Below are 20,618 nucleotides of genomic sequence, written 5' to 3'. Positions count from 1 at the left end.
ATCATCGTGTAATATTAGGAGGACCTTTATTCGGTTTTTTGCATAATTATTGGAATTTATTCCGGGTTTCGAAGAGTTCACTTTTTCGCCGTCTTAAATTTGCCTCAGATGTAAAACTTTTACCACAATTTACCGTAATATAGTAATACAACACTTTTTACTTATATTATGGAGGGGAACTATATTGAAAAAGCAGCTTATTTTATATTGTATTATCGCCATTATCCTTCTCTCAGGGTGTAGCAATACAAATAACAATAACCCTACGGACGCAAACACAGCGATCAACGAATCTAAAAACTTGTTTAATTTCGGGGAAATTTCCTCAAAAGCAGATACAGCAGCACCCTCACCTGAAAAAACGCTAAGAGAAATAAGCAATTTTGTTATTGCCGACATTTGGAATGTAGGGTTTGTAGATGTTATCTCATACACTAGAAGTGGTACAAGCAGTACAGGAGCGAGCATGGACATAGACTTTACGGTCGAACAGCTTGGCAAAGCCATGGAAGAGAAAAAAGAATACGATACATATATGAACAAGTTAGATACTAAGTATGATTCTATTAAGAAAATATGGGCCAAGCTTTCACCAGAAATTGATCTTTTATATAAGCAGATCCAGGAGACACCTCCAAAAGCAAACGATGACAGCTTAACACTTGATGCAGGTAAATTTAATCAATATTCAGAGGCTTTTAATAAAGAAGTGAATGATCTGGCAAAACAGTAGCCTTTACTATATAAAAAACCCCGTCAATGATTTGGTGCCATTCTATTCTTTCTCTCATAAAATATAAAATCTACAATGAGAGGTTAGGTGAATAGGATGAGTATACAGTTTCTTGATATGCGGATTTCACAGGGCAGCACTATGGATGCACAAAGTCTTAATTTGGTTCGTTCAGGTGCAGTTTTCGGTGACATTGGACTTCAGACAGTAAATGTTACCCCTGCCAATGCAGGCTTAGTGAGAGTCACATTGAATGCTTTTGCCAGACTTAGTGTTGATGTCAGCATTATAGTTCAGAATGATGTTACTTTTAGTATTTACCGCAATAATATATTAATTTTTAGTACAACCTACCCCGGAAACATCAATAATACAACGACCCAATATGAAATGGTTGGAATCACCGCTGTCGACTATCCGCCTTCGACCGATGTGCTTACTGGCCAGATCCAATACACCATTGTAGCATCAGCGATTAGAACGGCATCTCTGGGAGCCAGATCCTTCAGTGGAATTGCCGTTGCCGGAAATGGATAGTTGAAAATATTAAAGGTAAGTCCCCGGAGCATTCGGGGATTTTTTTCAATTGTGCCCATAAAAAAGCATCCGCAGAAAAATATCTACGGATGCTTTGAAGAAATATAAGCGTTAGGAGGACAAGCCTCCATTCATAAGCGCTCTTATTAACCGATTGAACCTTCCATCTCGAACTTGATCAGACGGTTCATTTCGACCGCATATTCCATCGGCAGTTCTTTTGTGAACGGCTCGATGAAGCCCATGATGATCATTTGAGTCGCTTCAGCTTCTGTGAGGCCACGGCTCATCAGGTAGAACAGTTGCTCCTCAGAAACTTTAGACACGGTTGCTTCATGTTCAAGAACGATGTTATCGTTCATGATTTCATTGTAAGGAATAGTATCCGAAGTGGACTCATTATCCAAAATCAGCGTATCACATTTAATGTTCGATTTCGCACCTTCTGCTTGACGGCCGAAGGAAGCTAGACCACGGTAAGTTACTTTACCGCCATGTTTACTGATGGATTTCGATACGATGGTGGATGTTGTATCTGGAGCCAAATGGATCATCTTGGCACCCGCATCCTGATGCTGGTCTTTACCTGCTACCGCGATGGATAGTACTGAACCTTTTGCACCACGGCCTTTAAGAACAACCGCAGGATATTTCATGGTCAGCTTGGAACCGATGTTACCATCGACCCATTCCATCGTAGCATTCTCTTCTGCAACCGCACGTTTGGTAACGAGGTTGTAGATGTTTGGAGCCCAGTTCTGGATTGTGGTATAACGAACGCGAGCGTTCTTCATACACAAGATTTCAACAACCGCACTGTGTAGAGAGTTCGTGCTGTAGATTGGAGCAGTACATCCTTCTACGTAATGCACGAAGCTGTCTTCGTCCGCAAGGATCAAAGTACGTTCGAATTGTCCCATGTTCTCGGAGTTAATACGGAAGTAAGCCTGCAAAGGAACTTCACATTTCACACCTTTAGGAACATAGATGAAGCTGCCGCCTGACCAAACTGCACTGTTAAGTGCGGCAAACTTATTATCGGTTGGAGGGATGATCGTCCCGAAATATTTTTTCAGAAGCTCTGGGTGCTCACGCAATGCAGTGTCGGTATCTGTAAAAATAACCCCTTGATCTTCAAGGCTCTTCTGCATGCTGTGATAGACTACCTCAGATTCATATTGTGCCGATACGCCGGCGAGGAACTTCTGTTCCGCTTCCGGAATCCCCAGCTTGTCAAAGGTTTCTTTGATTTCGGAAGGAACTTCTTCCCAAGTCTTCCCTTGCTTCTCTGAAGGTCTTACATAATATTGAATATCCTCGAAGTCCAAATCATCCATATTGCCGCCCCATGTAGGCATTGGCATTTTACGGAACTGCTCCAAAGATTTCAAGCGGAAGTCAAGCATCCACTGTGGTTCATTTTTGATCGCTGAAATTTCTTTAACAATTTCGGCCGTCAAACCTTTACCAGACTGGAATATCGACTTATGCTCATCACGGAACCCGTACTGGTATTCTTCCATATCAGGCGCTTTCTTAGCCATGGTGTCAGCCTCCTTGTTCTACTGTTATTTATGTTGCTCTTCTTCGTCAATTCCTTTACGAAGTGCGTTCCAAGCCAGTGTTGCGCATTTGATCCGCGCAGGGAATTTATTCACACCCGAAAGGGCTTCAATGTCTTCGTAATCTCCAAAATCTACGTCTTCACCCTTCATCAGTAAGGAGAAGTTATCGGCCAGTTCAAGCGCACGTTCAACCGTTTGTCCTTTGATCGCCTCAGTCATCATCGAAGCCGATGACATACTGATCGAACAGCCTTCACCATTATAACGGGCATCCTTTACAATTCCATCCTCTACCTTAAGCTGAAGAGTAATACGGTCACCACAGGTTGGATTATTCAGTTCGATTTTTAGAGCATCATCTTCAAATGAACCGCGATTCCGAGGACTTTTATAATGATCCATAATTACGCGTCTGTATAAGTCATCCAAGTTCATAGCTGAAGTACTCCTTTGTCTTGATTAAAGCGTCCACCAGTCGATCTACATCCTGCTCAGTATTATACAGATAAAAGCTTGCACGTGCTGTAGAGCTGGCTTCCAGCCAGCGCATCAGCGGCTGACAGCAGTGATGACCAGCGCGGATGGCAATACCTTCCGCATCTAGCACTGTAGCGACATCATGCGGGTGAACGTCACCCAGATTAAAGGTGACAACGCCGACTTCACGATTCCGAGGACCATAAATGTTCAGACCCTCGATCTCTGACAGACGTTGCTCTGCATACGCTGCAAGAGCTTTCTCATGGCGGTGTATCTCATCCAATCCGATTTCTTGTAAGAAATCAATGGCTGCACCTAAACCAACAGCACCAGCTATGATCGGCGTACCGCCTTCAAACTTCCAAGGCAGTTCTTTCCATGTGGATTCATAAAGACCCACATCATCAATCATCTCGCCACCGAATTCGACGGGCTCCATGGCTTCGAGAAGTGCTCTCTTGCCATACAAAGCGCCAATTCCGGTTGGTGCAAGCATTTTATGACCAGATAGTGCATAGAAATCACAATCCAGATCCTGCACATCGACCTTCATATGTGGTGTGCTTTGTGCACCATCTACGACAATTACTGCACCATGACGATGAGCAATAGCCGCAAGCTCTTTAATAGGATGAGTTACTCCCATAACGTTGGATACATAAGCGATAGCAACGATCTTGGTTTTATCCGTAATCGTCTGCTCGGCAGCTTCCAACGTAACCGTTCCATCAGGTTGCAACGGTATATATTTTAATGTAGCACCTGTCTTCTTAGCGAGCTGCTGCCATGGAATCAGATTACTATGATGCTCCATTAAGGTGATGACGATTTCGTCGCCTTCACCCACAGCAGAGGGTCCGTAAGAAGAGGCTACAAGATTTAAGGCTGTAGTCGTTCCGCGTGTAAAGATAATTTCTTTAGTGCTGCGGGCGTTAATAAACTTAGCTAGCTTCTCCCGGGCTCCCTCGTAGGCATCGGTTGCTCGGCTGCCTAAAGTATGGACGCCACGGTGTACGTTGGCGTTATCCCACTCATAATACGACTTGACCGCCTCAATCACTTTCCGAGGCTTCTGTGAAGTAGCAGCACTGTCCAGATAGACTAGTGGATGTCCGTTCACATTTTGGTTCAGTATGGGAAATTGCTCCCGGATGGCGTTGCTAATCATTGCACTAACTTCCTTTCCACAAGAGATTGGAGCTGATTGCGCAGTCCCTCCAGTGGAATTTGTGACACAACAGGAGCCAAGAAGCCGTAGATGATCAGAGTCTCTGCATCATGCCGTGTAATTCCGCGGGACATTAGGTAAAAGACTTGCTCGTGATTGACCTGTCCTACGGAAGCGGCATGGCCGGCTGTAACATCATCTTCATCAATAAGCAGGATCGGATTGGCGTCACCACGGGCTTTTGGACTCAGCATCAATACTTTTTCCGTTTGCTGGCCATCCGCTCTAGTAGCACCTTTCTCAATCTTGGTGATTCCGTTGATGATAGAAGTAGCAGAATCACGCATAACTGCCCGAGTGATCATATCACTTGGTGTGCTTTTGCCAAAATGCTGAGCTTGAGTGGTGTAATTCAGTTTCTGTGATCCCGTACCTACTGCAATTACTTTAGCGTCGGAGCTAGAACCGTTGCCTTTAAGCACAGACTTGGTATCACTCGCAGTATCTCCGTAGTTCATCTCACCAACAATCCATTCAATGACTCCGTCATTCTCAACAACAGCCCGGCGATAAGTTACATCTGTAGTATCTACACCAAGCTGATGCACTGTAGCATAACGAACTTTAGCGCCTGCGCCCACGAATACCTCTACCGCACCATTGTGTAGTCCAGCTTCTTCTTTATCCGATACGTAGTTGTCTACATAGGTTACGGAACTGTTAGTATCAGCTACTACCAGAATGTGTGGAACAAAAGTAGCTTCCGCATCATCCGTTAACAGCACTGCTTGAAGCGGAGTTTCAATAACAACATTCTTAGGAACATAGAGGAATACTCCACCATTCCACAATGCAGCATGAAGCGCTGCGATAGAATGCTCGTCTGGTTGAATGGCTTTATGCAAGTAGCGTTGTACCAAATCTCCGTGTTCTTTAACAGCTGTCTGTAGATCTGTAAAAATAACACCCTGTTCTGCAAGCTCAGGAGCGATACGTGTATATACTGCACCAGAGTTGCGTTGAATAATCAGGCTGCCTTCCTCCTGATCCTTGATCAAGGAAGAAATAGATGCAGGTGCATCACTTAGCGAAGCAAAAGGTTCACTTGCTTTATAGCTACCATAATTATTGACATTCCAACGATCAATCCGTGTCTTCTCTAATTTAGGCAGTGTCAGAGTAGCTGCCAATTCTAGTGCCTTCAAGCGGCTTTCTTTCAGCCAACCCGGTTCGCCGCTGCTGTGCGATAATTCGCTCAAGCGTTCGGCATCCACCGGAAGAATGGTCTGTGTCGTCATAGTGGTCTCCTCCTTCCTGGCGTTTCTTACGCTTCTTGCCCTACAGTTTCATCTTCAATTCCGAGTTCTTCTTTAATCCATTCATAACCCTCTGCTTCCAGACGCTGTGCAAGCTCTGGACCACCGGATTTCACGATTCTACCTTGCATCATTACGTGAACAAAATCAGGTTTGATGTAGTTCAAAAGACGTTGATAGTGGGTAATAACTAAGAAGCCGCGCTCTTCGCTCCGCATGGAATTTACGCCTTCAGCTACAATTTTCAAAGCATCAATATCAAGACCGGAGTCAATTTCGTCCAAGATCACGATTTTTGGATCCAGCATCATCATTTGTAGAATTTCATTACGTTTCTTCTCACCACCGGAGAAGCCTTCGTTCAAGTAACGGTGTAAAAACTCAGGGTTCATATCTAGTTCTTTCATTTTTGCTTCCATTTGGCGAATGAAACGAATCAACGAGATTTCGCTTCCCTCTTCACGACGGGAATTAATGGCAGAACGCAAGAAGTCGGAGTTAGTTACTCCAGAGATTTCGCTTGGATATTGCATTGCAAGGAAAAGACCTGCACGTGCGCGTTCATCAACAGCCATCTCCAGAAGATCTTCACCATCAAGAGTTGCAGTTCCATCAGTTACTTCGTATTTAGGATGACCCATTAGCGCCGAAGCCAAAGTACTTTTACCTGTACCGTTTGGTCCCATGATGGCGTGAATTTCGCCACCTTTCATTTGAAGGTTAATCCCCTTCAAAATTTCTTTTCCCTCAATCGTCGCTTTAAGACCCTCAATGACAAATTCTGCTGCCATAATATTATTCCCTCCATTGATCGATTTGCGAAATCAAAAGTTGTATTGAAACAGGATAATCCTGATTCCCAGCACAATTAGATTTTCTATCACATTATAATTATTATAAATTGAATCACAATGATTATCAATGATTCTCACTAATTTTATATCAAACCTTGTTTTTTTACAAATTTCTCTTTAGCTAATCACTTGTGACTCAGAGAAGATTTTCATTAAGTATAAGACTAACGCAAAAATAAGACTTCCCGCAGGAAGCCTTATTCAAACTGCTTAATGATTAGCTAAGAAATGAACGTAGCATCCATTGGTGTTTCTCCAGATCACTACGGATTTTAATGAACATATCTGAGGTTGGCTGATCCTTGGTTTCTTCGGCAAGCTCGATGCCTTCTGTCAGCTCTTCAGAGATGGTGGCGAAGTCTTCAATCAGAGACTGAACCATTCCCCGTGTATCTTCCTTACCTGTAGCTTCTTGAATTGTAGCTAATTCCAAATATTCTTTCAATGTTGCTGCCGGACTGCCTTTGATGGTTAGCAAGCGTTCTGCTACTTCATCCATGTGAAGGGTTACCTCATTATATAATTCCTCAAATTTCACATGAAGGGAGAAAAACTGTTCTCCTTTGACATACCAATGAAAGTTATGAATTTTTACGTACAAGACATTTAAGTTAGCAACCTGACGATTCATGATCTGTTCCAGTGAAGTTGTATTTACTTTATTCGATGCTTTAGCCATGAGATGATCCCTACCTTATCCATTATATTTACCGGTTACTATTTCCTTCGTCCGGTAGTAACTTGTCTATTCTTAATTTACCCTTTTACCTTTAATACGAAACAAGGAGAAGCCTTCCATAACACCTTTACTTAAACTAGCATGAGCAAAGACACACCCGATTATGCTTAAATGTGAATACTTGCACACAAACAAAAAGGGCTTAAGCCCCGTTTGTTTGGAATTGTTAAATTTTCCGGTCAGACCATAAGAAGTAACGCTTCCGCACCCGTCATACCTGGTACGATGCCAAGTCTCTCTGCTTCTATCGTTACAGACTCCAATGGGGCAGCTAGAAGCTGGGCAAGTGTCCGTACACCCACCGCACGAGCCGCGATGATATGCCGATCACTAAGTGTTTCATTAAGGAGACCGACATCCAGTGCACCGCACATAATATAACCTCGGTTCGTGCTGATGGAGAGCAGTGTAGTTTTGGGAAGCTTAACCTCTACCCCGATCAGCGTATGTTCACCTACTGTAATAGGCTCCATAGTAACCAATAGCAGCACCTCCTTTTTTTCACTATCCACGTTGTATATGTATGCTAATTTTCCCGTGGGTGTGCTGACGGTAGTCCTATGCCTAGTATAAAATACAGTATAATAGTCCCTATTCCAGTAGTCCTGGGTATATGAATATTGCATGTTTAATGTTATAGTTAATTACATTCCTGTAACCATTCAGAGATGTTCTAAACGAAAAGCTGGGGGATTTATGGACGAGAAACTACAACGCACAGACGGCAATTATTTATTTAACGTCGACATCCTGATTAATGCCCGTACCAACCCGCTTGCACTGCAATTTCTGCTCGAAATGTTGAACAATAATGACCATATCACAGATTTCAACATTAACTCCGGTCTTGAATTAGGGAGAACCATTGACAGCTTGCTACGCTCCGCTAAACTAGCTTTGAATCAAAACTCTGCTCCTCCCATTTCATTAAAGCTGCCTCCAAAATCCACAAAGAAGCAGCTGGATACACCGATAAAAAAACAGGCAGAAACGCCTGCACAGCAAACGGCAATTGAAACGCCAGCTGATGCATACGGGAAGATTCGTCAGTATATTCAGAATAATCAATTGGTACGTTTACGAGCGAACCGGTACGGGAAACAAGTGTCCATGCCCTGTCGTATTTTAAACTTTGATGAAGCAGCCAACTCTATAAGTGTCTACCATGTGGATGAGAAGCAGGTGTACAGCTTTAATCTAAATGAAATCGACGAGTTTCTGTAAGCGCATGCGTTACAAGCAAATAAGCACCCTCCCTCTTTGGGGGAACAGGTGCTTATTGGTCTTTCTTTTCCTAACAACTAAGACGACGTTTTACGTGAAAATCCTTCTATCGCAAGGCATAACCAGCCAATTATAAAGCATACCCCACCGATAGGTGTAATCGCTCCTAGCACCTTAATTCCGGAGATACTTAGAACATACAGACTGCCAGAGAAGAAAACGGTACCTGCAATTAACAACCGACCAGCCCAACGTAATCGGGCACTTTCGCCCCATTGGCCCACAGCCAGTGCGATGAGAATTACCCCCAGCGCATGTACCAAGTGGTACTGCACGCCAGTCTCATATACCTTCATATAGTCTTCACTGATAACTGGTTTTAGTAGATGGGCACCGAAAGCACCAATTCCTACTGCCAGCATTGCTAGTACAGCCCCCCAGGCCATAAATTTCCGTTGCAAATGATTACACCCCCTTAATTTTAGACTCATTCTATCATAACGTAATGCCAGTTCCTATTTCCAGCAGTCATTTTTTAATTCGCCTCATTCAGGGGTTGCTTTTTTAGCATCAATATGAAAAAGTGGATATTAACAACATTTTCATTCTAATCTCTCAAGGAGTGCAAACCATGGACTTAAATTCTCTGTCAAAATCAGACGTACCTGCGGCAGAGGTGGGAAATCCCAGCCCTCATCCGGATTACCCAAGCGCTGATTTATCGTCTACGCATCAAAAAGTAGAACATGATCTTCAACATTCTGGACCTGGTATTGCTTCATTCATTATCTGTCTCGTGTCGATCATCGGCTACGCAGCCATCTTTATCTCTATTATAATGAAGTCTTCTTCACTGGTTAATGAGAATTCTGAACTATTAAGCCAGTCCTCGCAATTCATAATGCTTCTAGGATTAACGGTTATTATTTTAGCTGCTCTTAATGTAATCGGAGTAGTCATCGGCATCATTGGGCTTTCCATTCGGAAACGTCGCAAGGTGTTTGGCATTATTGGCACGATTGTTAATGGTGTTATTATCTTACTCTTTATGCTGCTTATTACAACCTTCCTAGTCAATGCTGGAACGCTTTAAGCTTATTTTAAACATGTTAACTTCATTAAAAAGGGTATCCCAACAACTTTGAGCTGTTGTGGGGATACCCTCATTTTATGTATGAAGCTAAAATCTGCATCGGGGAGTCCTCATCGTCATCCGCGGCTTGCGGACTCAGATGACGTTATTTACGGATTTTCGCCCTTTGGAGCAGAGTTTCGGACCCCAGTGACGCTATTGCATCGAAAAAGGATCCTATTGGGCGCTTTTCATGGCAATAGCTGCGATAGGGTCCGATAGTAATTCAAATATCGGAAAAAGCTGCGTATAAGGGCCGCTGGGTCCGATGATACTAATTCCTATGATACTAATTCCTATGATACTAATTCCGATAATGCTGGATCCTATCCCTCATCCGCGGCTTGCGGACTCAGATGGCGTTATTTACGTTTTTTACGCCTTTGGAGCACAGTTTCGGACCCCAGTGACGCTATTGCATCGAAAAAGGATCCTATTGGGCGCTTTTCATGGCAATAGCTGCTATGGGGTCCGATAGTAATTCAAATATCGGAAAAAGCTGCGTATAAGGGCCGCTGGGTCCGATGATGCTGAGTCCAATATAGGGGCTACCAGTTCCGTTAGTGTGCTACTAGATCCGTTAGTGGGGCTGCTAGATCCGTTAGTGGGACTACTAGTTCCGTTAGTGGGGCTACTAGTTCCGTTAGTGGGGCTACTAGATCCGTTAGTGGGGCTACCAGTTCCGTTAGTGGGGCTACCAGTTCCGTTAGTGGGGCTGCTAGATCCATAGTGATGCAGCTAGGTATGCGTACTGTGATCGACCAAACAAAGTTTAGTGTTTTGAGCAAGAACTATGCTTAAAAAATACGAGGGTGTCCCAGCAACCACTATATGATTGCTGAGACACCCTCTATTAATTTGCAAATCAATACATTCAATTATTTTGCTAGAGCCAGCTTTGTCAGCACACGCTGCTTGATGGACGGATCGCCCTCCACTGCTTTTTCCACATATTCAATAACTACGGAATCATCCGAATTCAAAGTGTCGAGTATGCTCTCCATTCCAGCTGAAATCTCAAAAGCGGTTGGACCTTCTTTTGTCGCAATCTCAACGGAATGACTATCAATTTGTCCGATATAAACGGCTGTCATTTTTATTGTTTTACCTTCAGCTTTTGGAGTAGAACTAGGTTTAGCTGTGCTCGGATTTTCGGTTGGTGTGGCTGTACTTGGGTTCTCAGTGGGTACGGGAGTGCTTGGAGCTTCTGTAGGCTCAGCAGTGCTTGCGCTCTCGGTTGGTGTTGGAGAAGGTGTTGCAGTCGGTTCTCCTGAAGTCTGTGCCGAATTATTCCCACCGCAAGCGGTTAAGGCAAATGTTAAGGCAGCAATCGCTGCTATGGCGGGTAATGAACGTTGTTTTTTCATGTTGAGTGCCTCCTCTATGTGGCGATTATTTTCAAAGTCATCTTCATAAGTATACTCCTATAACGTTAACCACTCTATGAAAGTTTCATATGAAGTAATTTTAGATAACTTCCAGCTTCTATTAGGCATCCGTCGGATGCAGGCTACAGCGGTATTAATACAATAGTGTGAGCCTGATTTATCCCAAAGGAGTGAGCCCCTTGAGAATCGATATCGGCTGTGGATCTAATAAGGAAGCAGGTTATCTCGGGATCGATCGGATCGCGGGTCCTGATGTAGATATTGTCTGTGACATTTGCCAAGAGATTCCTCTCCCTGACAATAGTGCTGAGTTTGTTATGGCTAGCCGTGTACTGCCTTATGTGGACAATTTATTCGCAGCCCTGTCGGAAATTCACAGAATTAGCATCCATAAAGCAGTTGTTTGCATTCTAGCACCCTATGCCCACAGCTTTGCCCATATGTCCAACCCTGCCTTCAAGCAGAAGTTTGACGAATATACCCCCCGGCATTTCACAGGATCCTTCTTCCAGCCTCCATCCGGTCCAGTTTGCCCAGCTATTCCAGACTACCCTGTACCCGCACCACCCTTCGATTATCGGTTGCTGCGGATGGAGTTATTCTATCAGCATCCTTATGAAGATCCGCTTTACGAAACTGAAGAACTAGAAATACTAAAGACCCTTCAAGCAAATGTAGTGCATGAAATCATGTACCATTTTGTCGTAGTCAAGCACAATATCAACGATCAGGAGTTAGAGCTGATGAGCAGAAGCCATTATCCTGAACCTCATGTTCTTGTCGAACGAAGACTTAAATCACAAAACAGACATTTTTTTCTATAATTTTAAGATGGGACATACACTAATACCCATTTTGTGTCATAGGCTAACATACAGGTATTAACTGTGCCGTCCTAGTTATAGGACGGCACACTTTTGATCAAAACCAACCTCGAAGGAGGTGAGAATCATCCCACTAGTCGTACGGGCAACGATCAATGCGACCGGTGCTATCACATTTACCGGCAACACGCTTGGACTTAGCCGCTCCGATACGATCGGAGTGCCAGGGACACTAGACAGCATCGGTGGCTTTACTACTGTTAATACTTCATCAACATTTGGTACCTATCCTAGCGGAACTACTAGTCTTTATACAAGCAACAGTTCAGCAGCCATACTGGTCCTACCCTCAGGCAGTACCGTACTGTATGCGGAGCTAATCTGGGGCGGTACCTATATTAACGGAAATGTAAACCTTAGTTCGGCCATTAACAACCCTGTCTCCTTCATAACCCCTGCCGGCACTACATTCAGTGTTACTCCTGATTCAGCAACGAGCAACGTAGTCGATTTGGGAGGTGGTGCATCAGCATATGTTCGTTCCGCCAACGTGACCAGCATTATCCAACAAGGCGGTGCCGGCACCTACACCACTGGCGGTGTAGTGGGTACGATTGTTATTCCTAGTGATTCCACGGCCAACCATGCAGGCTGGACATTAGGAGTAATCTACCAAAATACAGCCTTACCTTTTCGCAATATGTCCCTTCGGGCAGGTGCAATACTTGTACAGGCAAACTCAGCTCCGGTATCCACTACAATAACTGGATTTGCCACACCCATTACTGGTGCGCTTGGCGGCAGAGCGTTATTCAGCGCGCAGGAGGGGGATGCCAACCGTTCGGGGGATCAGGCATTATTTGGTCCAACCTCTGCTACACTTGTTGCTTTATCGGGACCTAATAACTTTGCCAACAACTTTTTTGCATCGCAGATTAACAATGATGCAGGTAACCTAAACACAACGGGTACCTTTGGAAACCGCAACCAAATAAACGGAAATCCAGGAACCAACATTATCGGTGGTCGCCAAGGCTGGGATATTACCAATGTTGACGTCTCCGCACGGCTGATAAACAATCAATCTTCAGCCGTATTACAATTAACCACCTCAGGCGATGCTTATGTACTCAACGGTAATGCCATACAGGTTGATATCAATGCTCCAAAAATAAACCTCACTAAAAGCGCTAATGTAGCCGGCCCCATAGTCGGTGATACGGTAACTTATACGGTGACTGTCAGTAATACAGGAACAGCGGGAGCAGCAAGTGTCGTTTTATCAGATGCGCTGCCGGCAGGATCCACTTTTGTAACTGGAAGCGTAGTTGTTGCTGGTGTCTCCAGACCTACTTTTGATATTACAGCAGGAATCTCACTAGGCTCATTAGCTTTAAGCAGTTCAATAACTGTTACATATCAAGCCAAAGTCACTTCATTACCACCAAGTCCGCAAAATATCGCTAATACCGCTAATGCTGCCTTTACATTTCAAAGTGTAGCCGGAGGCCCTATCATGACTGGGGTCATTCCATCTAATACAGTAACCTTACCTGTATATTCACCCGTCCTTAACATTGTGAAATCAGCCAGTACTACCAATGCTACGGTTGGAGATCAGATCACCTATACCCTTCAAATCACTAACACAGGAAATATCGGCGCGGTAACAACACTTACTGATAATATTCCTTCAGGCAGCTCTTATGTCGCAGGTAGCTTCACCGTCAATGGAAATCCTATCGCCGGTAACCCTGCCACAGGGATTGCTATCGGTACGGTTGCCGCCGGTGGCAGTTCTACTGTTCAATTTCGGGTCATCGTGAATAGCCTACCTTCTCCGCCACAGCTGGTCGACCAAGCAAGCGCCGCTTATACGTTTCAAGTTCCAGATGGGCGAACAGTAGCTGGATCTGCCTCGTCCAACATTTTGTCTATTCCAGTTAGAACACCTAATGTTACCGTAGTCAAAAGCGCTGGATTCGCCGACGTAACTGTCGGAGATATACTACTCTACACCTCTGTAATCAGCAACAACGGAATTGCAGCAATTACCAACGTGTCACTCTCAGATACCATCCCTGCGGGTACATCGCTGGTCCCCGGAAGTGTTACCGTCGCCGGTGTGTCACAACCCTCAGCTAATCCTGGAACAGGGATTTCTGTCGGTACCATCGCTCCAGGAAGCTCCGTCGCCGTCACTTTTCAGGTCAACGTTATCTCATTACCCAGTCCCGCTCAGCTATTGAATAAATCTAGTGCCTCTTTTAGCTCGGGTGCTTTTACTGGCATTTCAGTCTCAAACACGACGACAACTCCCGTGTATCAGCCTGTAATCCAAATTGCAAAAAGCTCGAACGTTTCCAGTGCAACTGTAGGCGGCAATATTCTTTATACGTTAAATGTTCAGAATTCTGGAAATATCGGGGCGGCTGTAACCCTGAGCGACAATATTCCTTCAGGAAGCACCTTTGTCTCGGGAAGTGTAACTGTTAACGGTGTTGCTAGACCTGCTGACTCTCCACTTACAGGAATTAACTTAGGTACTTTAGCTTCAGGGGCAGCTGTTCCTGTGACCTTCCTTGTCTCTGTGCAATCTCTGCCTGCTCCACCTGTTCTGAATAACCAAGGCAGCAGCAATTACACCTACCAACTGCCAAGTGGAAGATCATTCTCCGGGACCAGTCTGTCCAATACCCTAACCATTCCGGTCTCCGCTCCAAACATTACACTAACCAAAACTGCAAACCTGACTAATATAGCGGTTGGAGAAAATCTGACTTATTCAGTCGTAGTGTCCAACCCAAGCAGCGTCGCTGTCACCAACGTCGTTGTCTCTGACCCTATTCCTACGGGGGGAGCTTTTGTAGCAGGCAGTGTGACTGTCAACGGTTCGACGGTAGCAGCGGCTAACCCAAGTACAGGTATAGCAATCGGAAGTATCGCCGCGGGCAGCTCTGTCACGGTGTCTTTTAGAGTAAATGTTGCTTTCTTGCCAAGTCCAGCACAGTTTACAAACAGAGCCAGCGCCTCCTTCACCTCTGGAGCGTTTACCGGTTCTTCGCTCTCAAACACGATAGTAACACCAGTATTTCAACCCATCCTTAGTATGGTCAAAAGCGCTAATGCAGCTCAGGCATCTGTAGGGGGATCTCTCTCATACTCCATCCTGATCAGCAACACCGGGAATATTGCAGCTACTCTATTAGTAACTGATATCCTGCCACCCCAAGCTGTGTTTGACACGAATAGTGTAATTATTGGCGGAACACCTTTGCCCGGATATAATCCGGCAACTGGCATTCCAGTTGGACCGCTCGCTCCTGGTGACAGTGTCACCGTAAGTTTTCTGGTCACAATCACAGCCCTGCCTCCATCACAAGTATTGCTGAACTCTGCTTCAGCGACATATAATTTCACCCTTCCAGACGGGCGTCAGCTCGGTGGAAATGTAGTGTCCAATACGCTCTCTGTCCCAGTGTCTGCCCCTAACGTCAGTGTTGTAAAAAGCGTAAACGCTGCTACTGCTGTTACTGGTGATATCCTTACCTTTACCTCTGTATTGACCAACAACAGTATTGCAACAGTAAGCAATATCATTCTCAGCGATCCTCTGCCTGAGAATGTAGCTTTCATTCCCGGAACCGTAATTGTAAGTGGCACTCCCCTGCCGCTAGCAGTTCCGTCCGCCGGCATTCCAATCGGTAGTTTGAGCCCTGGCGCCACAGCTACCGTAACATTCGAGGTGAGGATAACAATGCCGATACCATCACAGATTAACAATCAGTCGTCTGTCAGTTTTACATCCGGTGTATTCTCCGGTTCTTCTTCATCTAATATCACAACTACACCAGTTATTCAGCCCCAAATCTCCTTAGTAAAAAGTGCCGCTGATGGAGACGGCGATTTCGATGCTCTAGTCGTCGGTGATTCTGTCATCTACACAGTGATTGTTAGCAACGCAGGTAATTTGGCTGCAAATTTAACACTAACTGATAACATCCCAGCAGGTACTGTCTTCGTTCCTAATAGTGTCATAGTGGGTGGTATGCCTCAACCTGGTTCAGCCCCAGATACAGGGATAGCTGTAGGAAATGTCGCTCCTGGTGCCAGTATTGCTGTCAGCTTCACCGTTGATATCATCTCCTTACCTACACCTCAGCAGATTAGTAATCAGGCTTCCGCAAGCTTTACCTTTACTCCGCCTGACGGTAGACCGTTATCTGGGACTGCTGTGTCTAACACTGTCACATTACAAGTCTCTGCTCCTAACATTGTCGTTACCAAGAGCACCACTTCAACATCAGTTGCTGTTGGTGAAACGGTCACTTACAACGTCAATATAACTAATAATGGTATAGAATCTGTTACTAGCGTCTTGCTGAGTGATCCTACACCGGCAGGGAGTACTTTTGTAACAGGCAGCGTATCGGTCAACGGAGTTCCATTCCCGAACTTGAGTCCTGCTTCGGGGATATCTATCGGCACTCTAGCAGCCGGTGCTTCAGCGCTGGTTACTTACAGTGTTACTGTTACCTCTGTCCCTCCTACAGCTTCACTCATCAATCAGGCATCCGTTACCTTCACTTCAGGCGTTATTTCAAGCTCCACTTTTTCTAATACTGTTACAGTCCCTGTGTTCCAGCCGAACATTGCCGTAGTCAAGAGTGCTAGTACAGCCAATGCCACGGTTGGCGATTCAGTTAGCTACACACTGACAGTGAGTAACACAGGAAACTATGCTGCTAATTTAACACTGACGGATAATATTCCCGCAGGTACCACTTTCGTTCCGAATAGTGTGCTCATCAACGGCCTCCCTTTAGCGCAAGCGGATCCTTCCACCGGAATTGCAGCTGGAATAATACAGCCTGGAGGAACCACCGTAGTCATTTTCACGGTTGACATCACTTCATTGCCTAGTCCTCAGCAACTGGTCAATCAAGGAACCGCAGCATTCAGCTTCACCTTACCCGACGGACGTACACTTAATGGGTCTGCACTCTCTAACACCGTCACTATTCCTGTCTCCTCACCTAATATTGCTGTAGTTAAAACTACAACCACAACATCAACTACGGTCGGTGACACTATCACCTATTCCATAGCTTTAACTAATAACGGTATTGCCACTGTAAATAATGTGGTCTTCACAGACGCACTTCCTGCTGGTACTACATTTGTGACAGGCAGCGTGCTTGTGGACGGTGTGCCTCGTACAGGAGTTAGCCCATCTATTGGAGTAACCTTAGGCAGCATAGCACCTGGTGTAACCGTAACTGTTGCTTTTACCGTAAATGTAGTTTCACTGCCGGCTACCGGATTGTTAAACAATCAGTCAACGGTCAGTTTCACCTCAGGTGTTGTCTCGAATGTAGCTTTCTCAAATATCGTCTCCACACCTGTCTATCTGCCTATCCTTGCAGCAGTAAAAAGCTCCAATTCAGTCAATGCTACAGTTGGGGATACGATTACTTATACTATCAATGTGACCAACACAGGTAACTACGGTGCTTTAGCAACCCTGAGTGATACCATTCCTGCGGGTACAACGTTTATTCCAAACAGTGTACTCATTCAAGGTGCTCCTGCTCCAGGAGCAGACCCGGCTGCTGGCATACCACTGGGTGTAATCTCCGCGAACGGAAGCCTGTCTGTGATCTTCTCAGTTCTTATCACAACATTGCCGGCAAGCCAACAGCTGCTCAATCAAGCTTCGGTCGCGTTTGCATATACGCTTCCGGATGGACGGACATTTAACAGTTCGATCAATTCCAATACGACAACAATATCAGTATCCTCACCGAACGTTGTCATCACTAAATCTTCGACAGCTACCGATGCCGTTGTTGGCGATACCATCACTTATAATCTCACTGTTACCAACAGCGGAATAGCAAATATCAGTAACGTTAACCTCAGTGATCCAATACCTGCGGGCTCTACCTTTGTCGCTGGCAGTGTGACCGTAGATGGCACTCCACGCCCTAGCGCCAATCCAGCGAGCGGCATCTCGCTCGGCACGCTTGCGCCAGGCGCATCTTTCCAAGTCTCATTCAACACAATTGTCAATGTGCTCCCTAATCCTGCAACGCTTAGTAATCAGGCTTCTGTCAGTTTCACCTCTGGCGCATTTTCAGGCTCCTCATTCTCAAATACACTAGTAATTCCGGTATATCAACCTATTATTGTAGTTGTCAAAGGGGCGGACAGAACCGCCGCAACTGTCGGAGATACGATTACTTACTCCTTGAATGTGACGAATACTGGTAACCTCATCGCAAATGTAGTTATCACCGATACCATCCCTAACGGAGCTGTCTTTGTTCCAAACAGCGTGCTCGTGAATGGGGTACCACAACCAGGATCAGATCCGTCTACAGGCTTAAGTATTGGGTCGGTAGCTCCGGGAAGTACAGTAACAGTAACGATTACCTTACAGGTTACTATTGCGTCCCTGCCTTCACCGCAGCAGTTGGTCAATCAAGCTACAGCAAATTTCACATTCACACCGCCAGATGGACGTTCACTCACGGGCTCCTCTGTCTCAAACGTCCTCATTATCCCTGTATCTTCTCCGGACGTAAGTGTTGTTAAGAGCACTACTTCTATTGATGCGGTTGTTGGCGATATCATTACCTATACGATAGTTGTCACCAACTTAGGGATTTCACCAGTCAATAACGTCATCATGGTTGACCCTATTCCAGCTGGCAGCCAGTTCGTAACGGGAAGCATTACCGTAGATGGAGCCCCTCGTCCTAGTGGCAGTCCGGCTTCGGGAATCGCAATTGGTACAATTGCTGCAGGTGCTTCTTCAACCATTACCTTCCAGGTTCAGGTAGTAGCGTTATGATTCCCGGCTCACGTACCCAACCTGTCGTAACCAATCAATCCATGGTACTCTTCAATTCGGCAGCGGGTGTTGATGGAATTGTCTATTCCAATACCGTTAACACCCCGGTCGTGGGCCCCGTGCTTTCATTGCTGAAGAGTACAGATAAACTCCACGCCTCTTTAGGCGACACTTTGGTGTATACCATTAAAGCCAGTAATAATGGAAATACAGATGCTTTTTTGACGGTGTTTGACATTCTTCCAGAAGGTGTATCCTTTATTTCCAACAGTGTACTCAGAGACGGTGTGCCTCTTCCGGGGGCTACACCGTCTTCAGGCATCCCCCTTGGTTCTATTGCACCGCAGAGTCAAGTGAGCATCGCCTTTCAAGTCGTCATCATTTCGCTGCCGTCTTCCCTAGTGCTGCAAAATAAAGCGCTAGGCCGTTTTTCTTTTTCCACTCCGGAGGGAAGAACCGTTAAGGGTGAGCTTGCGTCTAACTCTGTACTGGTTTCTTTACGCTCCTACCAGCTCTCGACCTCTTTGTCTGCAAGTACTCCGACTTCTTTTATTGGGGATGTAGTAACTTACACCTTGCGACTTACAAATGAAGGCAACAGCCTCTTAACTCAAATCAGTGCAACAATTTCTATTCCGGACGCGACAGTGTTTATTCCAGGCAGTGTCATTGCAGGTGGGATTTATTACCCAGAAGCAGACCCGGCGAAGGGAATATTACTCGGTTCGCTGGACACAGACCTAAGCGTTGATATTACTTTTCGTGTCCGGGTAACAGAGTTTTCTCCCTCGTTAGCCTTGACCAATAGTGCAATTGTCACCTATTCAGTTGATGAGCATACAATTACGACCGAAAGTAACACTGCGGTTGTCTCACTCGTCCAAGCGGGGGTCACCATTAGTAAAAAAGTGGATCATGTTACAGCAGCTCCGGGCGACAATTTGAGATATGAGCTTACGGTAACCAACAACGGGAATCTGGCTGTAAATGCAGTCCTAACAGATGCTATACCTTCAGGTGCTCTTTTCGTATGGGATAGTGTTCTCTTAAATGGAGTGTTGCAAAAAGGTGCACGACCAGCGGAAGGCATCCAGTTAGGTTCTTTAAGAGGCGGAACTACAGCAGTTGTAGTTTTTCAAGTGAGTATACCTGCAGCCATTAACATACATGAAATCGCAGCCGTACAAAACCATGGTAGTGTTCAGTATACCTTTGTGCTTCCAGACGGACGGACCGTACGACAAACCTCTCGTTCCAATACAGTTACCACCCTAGTAGTCACACCTGTCATTTCACTGGTAGTCCATGCAAAACCAACTATTGTAGAAGCAGGTGAGCGAGTCCAATGCTGGATCTCACTAACCAATAACGGAAATTGGCCTGCGGAAATATCTCTGAATCGTCTAACCCCGGAAAAATGTTTTCTTGATCCCAACAGCATTGTAATTGATGGAGTTCCGAATCCACAATCTTCATTTACCGGCACCTTGCCGCTGGGAATAGTTAATGCTGCATCTATGGTTAACATTCATTATTTTATCCAGGTGAGTGAACAGGTAATGGGTCGTTTCCTTAAGGGCTCCGTGAATGCTCAATACTCTTTCAATATGGATGGACGTGACTACTCTGGCGAAAGTCAATCTAACAGTTATGTGCTGACCGTAGATGAGATCAGTGAATAAGAAATCACATATCCCTCATCCCCATGAATATACTTTAGTTACAACCCCAAAACATCCCCACAAGGTGAGGCTTTGCTCTCTATGCGTACTCAGGTACTTTGCGGGGGATCCAAATATATA

The 20,618-nt window shown here is 45.2% G+C and carries 17 protein-coding genes; 8 read left to right on the top strand and 9 right to left on the bottom strand.

What is annotated here, in order from left to right:
* Positions 1 to 184: 184 nt before the first annotated feature.
* On the top strand, positions 185 to 733 hold the full coding sequence (locus NSS82_RS10045) for a hypothetical protein (RefSeq protein ID WP_249267783.1): 549 nt from the start codon (positions 185 to 187) through the stop codon (positions 731 to 733).
* 96 nt (positions 734 to 829) lie between these two features.
* Positions 830 to 1,270, top strand: coding sequence for a hypothetical protein (locus NSS82_RS10040; RefSeq protein WP_076271951.1), 441 nt, complete (start codon positions 830 to 832; stop codon positions 1,268 to 1,270).
* A gap of 146 nt (positions 1,271 to 1,416) precedes the next feature.
* On the opposite strand, the gene sufB is transcribed toward NSS82_RS10040, so the two are convergent.
* The 7 genes from sufB to NSS82_RS10005 all read right to left on the bottom strand — a co-directional run bounded on the left by sufB (position 1,417) and on the right by NSS82_RS10005 (position 7,874).
* Positions 1,417 to 2,814 carry a Fe-S cluster assembly protein SufB gene (sufB, locus tag NSS82_RS10035; protein ID WP_036684335.1) on the bottom strand — a complete coding sequence of 466 codons (1,398 nt, stop codon included), beginning with the start codon at positions 2,812 to 2,814 and terminating at the stop codon, positions 1,417 to 1,419.
* 24 nt (positions 2,815 to 2,838) lie between these two features.
* A complete protein-coding gene (gene sufU / locus NSS82_RS10030; protein WP_036684339.1) occupies positions 2,839 to 3,270 on the bottom strand; it encodes a Fe-S cluster assembly sulfur transfer protein SufU in 432 nt (143 codons plus the stop codon).
* Positions 3,257 to 4,483 (bottom strand): cysteine desulfurase, encoded by a 1,227-nt coding sequence (locus NSS82_RS10025; protein WP_076144236.1) that lies wholly within the window; start codon positions 4,481 to 4,483, stop codon positions 3,257 to 3,259. The genes sufU and NSS82_RS10025 overlap by 14 nt, the downstream gene beginning before the upstream one ends.
* Positions 4,480 to 5,781 carry a Fe-S cluster assembly protein SufD gene (sufD, locus tag NSS82_RS10020; RefSeq protein WP_036684344.1) on the bottom strand — a complete coding sequence of 434 codons (1,302 nt, stop codon included), beginning with the start codon at positions 5,779 to 5,781 and terminating at the stop codon, positions 4,480 to 4,482. The genes NSS82_RS10025 and sufD overlap by 4 nt, the downstream gene beginning before the upstream one ends.
* A 26-nt stretch (positions 5,782 to 5,807) precedes the next feature.
* The gene (sufC, locus tag NSS82_RS10015) at positions 5,808 to 6,590 is read right to left on the bottom strand and encodes a Fe-S cluster assembly ATPase SufC (protein WP_076271950.1); all 783 of its coding nucleotides are present in this window, start codon (positions 6,588 to 6,590) and stop codon (positions 5,808 to 5,810) included.
* Positions 6,591 to 6,870: 280 nt separating this feature from the next.
* Positions 6,871 to 7,332 (bottom strand): Dps family protein, encoded by a 462-nt coding sequence (locus NSS82_RS10010; protein ID WP_036684350.1) that lies wholly within the window; start codon positions 7,330 to 7,332, stop codon positions 6,871 to 6,873.
* Positions 7,333 to 7,571: 239 nt separating this feature from the next.
* Entirely contained in the window at positions 7,572 to 7,874 is a 303-nt protein-coding gene (locus NSS82_RS10005; RefSeq protein WP_038569585.1) for a YunC family protein, read from the bottom strand.
* Between the two features lie 214 nt (positions 7,875 to 8,088).
* Here NSS82_RS10005 and NSS82_RS10000 point away from each other — a divergent pair, with 214 nt between their 5' ends.
* Positions 8,089 to 8,616: a hypothetical protein gene (locus tag NSS82_RS10000; protein WP_036684355.1), complete on the top strand. Its 528-nt coding sequence runs from the start codon at positions 8,089 to 8,091 to the stop codon at positions 8,614 to 8,616.
* A 77-nt stretch (positions 8,617 to 8,693) separates the two neighbouring features.
* Here the strand turns inward: NSS82_RS10000 and NSS82_RS09995 are convergent, their stop codons facing one another.
* Complete coding sequence (locus NSS82_RS09995) at positions 8,694 to 9,077, bottom strand: DUF423 domain-containing protein (RefSeq protein WP_076144234.1); 384 nt, start codon at positions 9,075 to 9,077, stop codon at positions 8,694 to 8,696.
* Between the two features lie 170 nt (positions 9,078 to 9,247).
* Between NSS82_RS09995 and NSS82_RS09990 the strand changes: the two genes are divergently transcribed.
* A complete protein-coding gene (locus tag NSS82_RS09990) occupies positions 9,248 to 9,709 on the top strand; it encodes a hypothetical protein (protein WP_051491333.1) in 462 nt (153 codons plus the stop codon).
* A 604-nt stretch (positions 9,710 to 10,313) separates the two neighbouring features.
* Positions 10,314 to 10,478: a hypothetical protein gene (locus NSS82_RS09985; protein ID WP_341109743.1), complete on the top strand. Its 165-nt coding sequence runs from the start codon at positions 10,314 to 10,316 to the stop codon at positions 10,476 to 10,478.
* 148 nt (positions 10,479 to 10,626) lie between these two features.
* Here NSS82_RS09985 and NSS82_RS09980 read toward each other — a convergent pair whose 3' ends face one another.
* Complete coding sequence (locus tag NSS82_RS09980; RefSeq protein WP_076271949.1) at positions 10,627 to 11,115, bottom strand: hypothetical protein; 489 nt, start codon at positions 11,113 to 11,115, stop codon at positions 10,627 to 10,629.
* 200 nt (positions 11,116 to 11,315) lie between these two features.
* Here NSS82_RS09980 and NSS82_RS09975 point away from each other — a divergent pair, with 200 nt between their 5' ends.
* The 3 genes from NSS82_RS09975 to NSS82_RS09965 all read left to right on the top strand — a co-directional run bounded on the left by NSS82_RS09975 (position 11,316) and on the right by NSS82_RS09965 (position 20,498).
* Positions 11,316 to 11,960, top strand: coding sequence for a methyltransferase domain-containing protein (locus tag NSS82_RS09975; RefSeq protein ID WP_051491334.1), 645 nt, complete (start codon positions 11,316 to 11,318; stop codon positions 11,958 to 11,960).
* A gap of 118 nt (positions 11,961 to 12,078) precedes the next feature.
* Entirely contained in the window at positions 12,079 to 18,816 is a 6,738-nt protein-coding gene (locus NSS82_RS09970; protein ID WP_143761217.1) for a DUF7507 domain-containing protein, read from the top strand.
* The gene (locus NSS82_RS09965) at positions 18,813 to 20,498 is read left to right on the top strand and encodes a DUF11 domain-containing protein (protein WP_076271948.1); all 1,686 of its coding nucleotides are present in this window, start codon (positions 18,813 to 18,815) and stop codon (positions 20,496 to 20,498) included. The genes NSS82_RS09970 and NSS82_RS09965 overlap by 4 nt, the downstream gene beginning before the upstream one ends.
* Positions 20,499 to 20,618: the final 120 nt, after the last annotated feature.

The sequence above is a fragment of the Paenibacillus sp. FSL H7-0735 genome (assembly GCF_038008505.1).
Classification (GTDB): Bacteria; Bacillota; Bacilli; order Paenibacillales; family Paenibacillaceae; genus Paenibacillus_AQ; species Paenibacillus_AQ odorifer.
The sequence above is the reverse complement of the archived record's forward strand: the minus strand, read 5'-3'. Positions and strand labels throughout refer to the sequence as shown.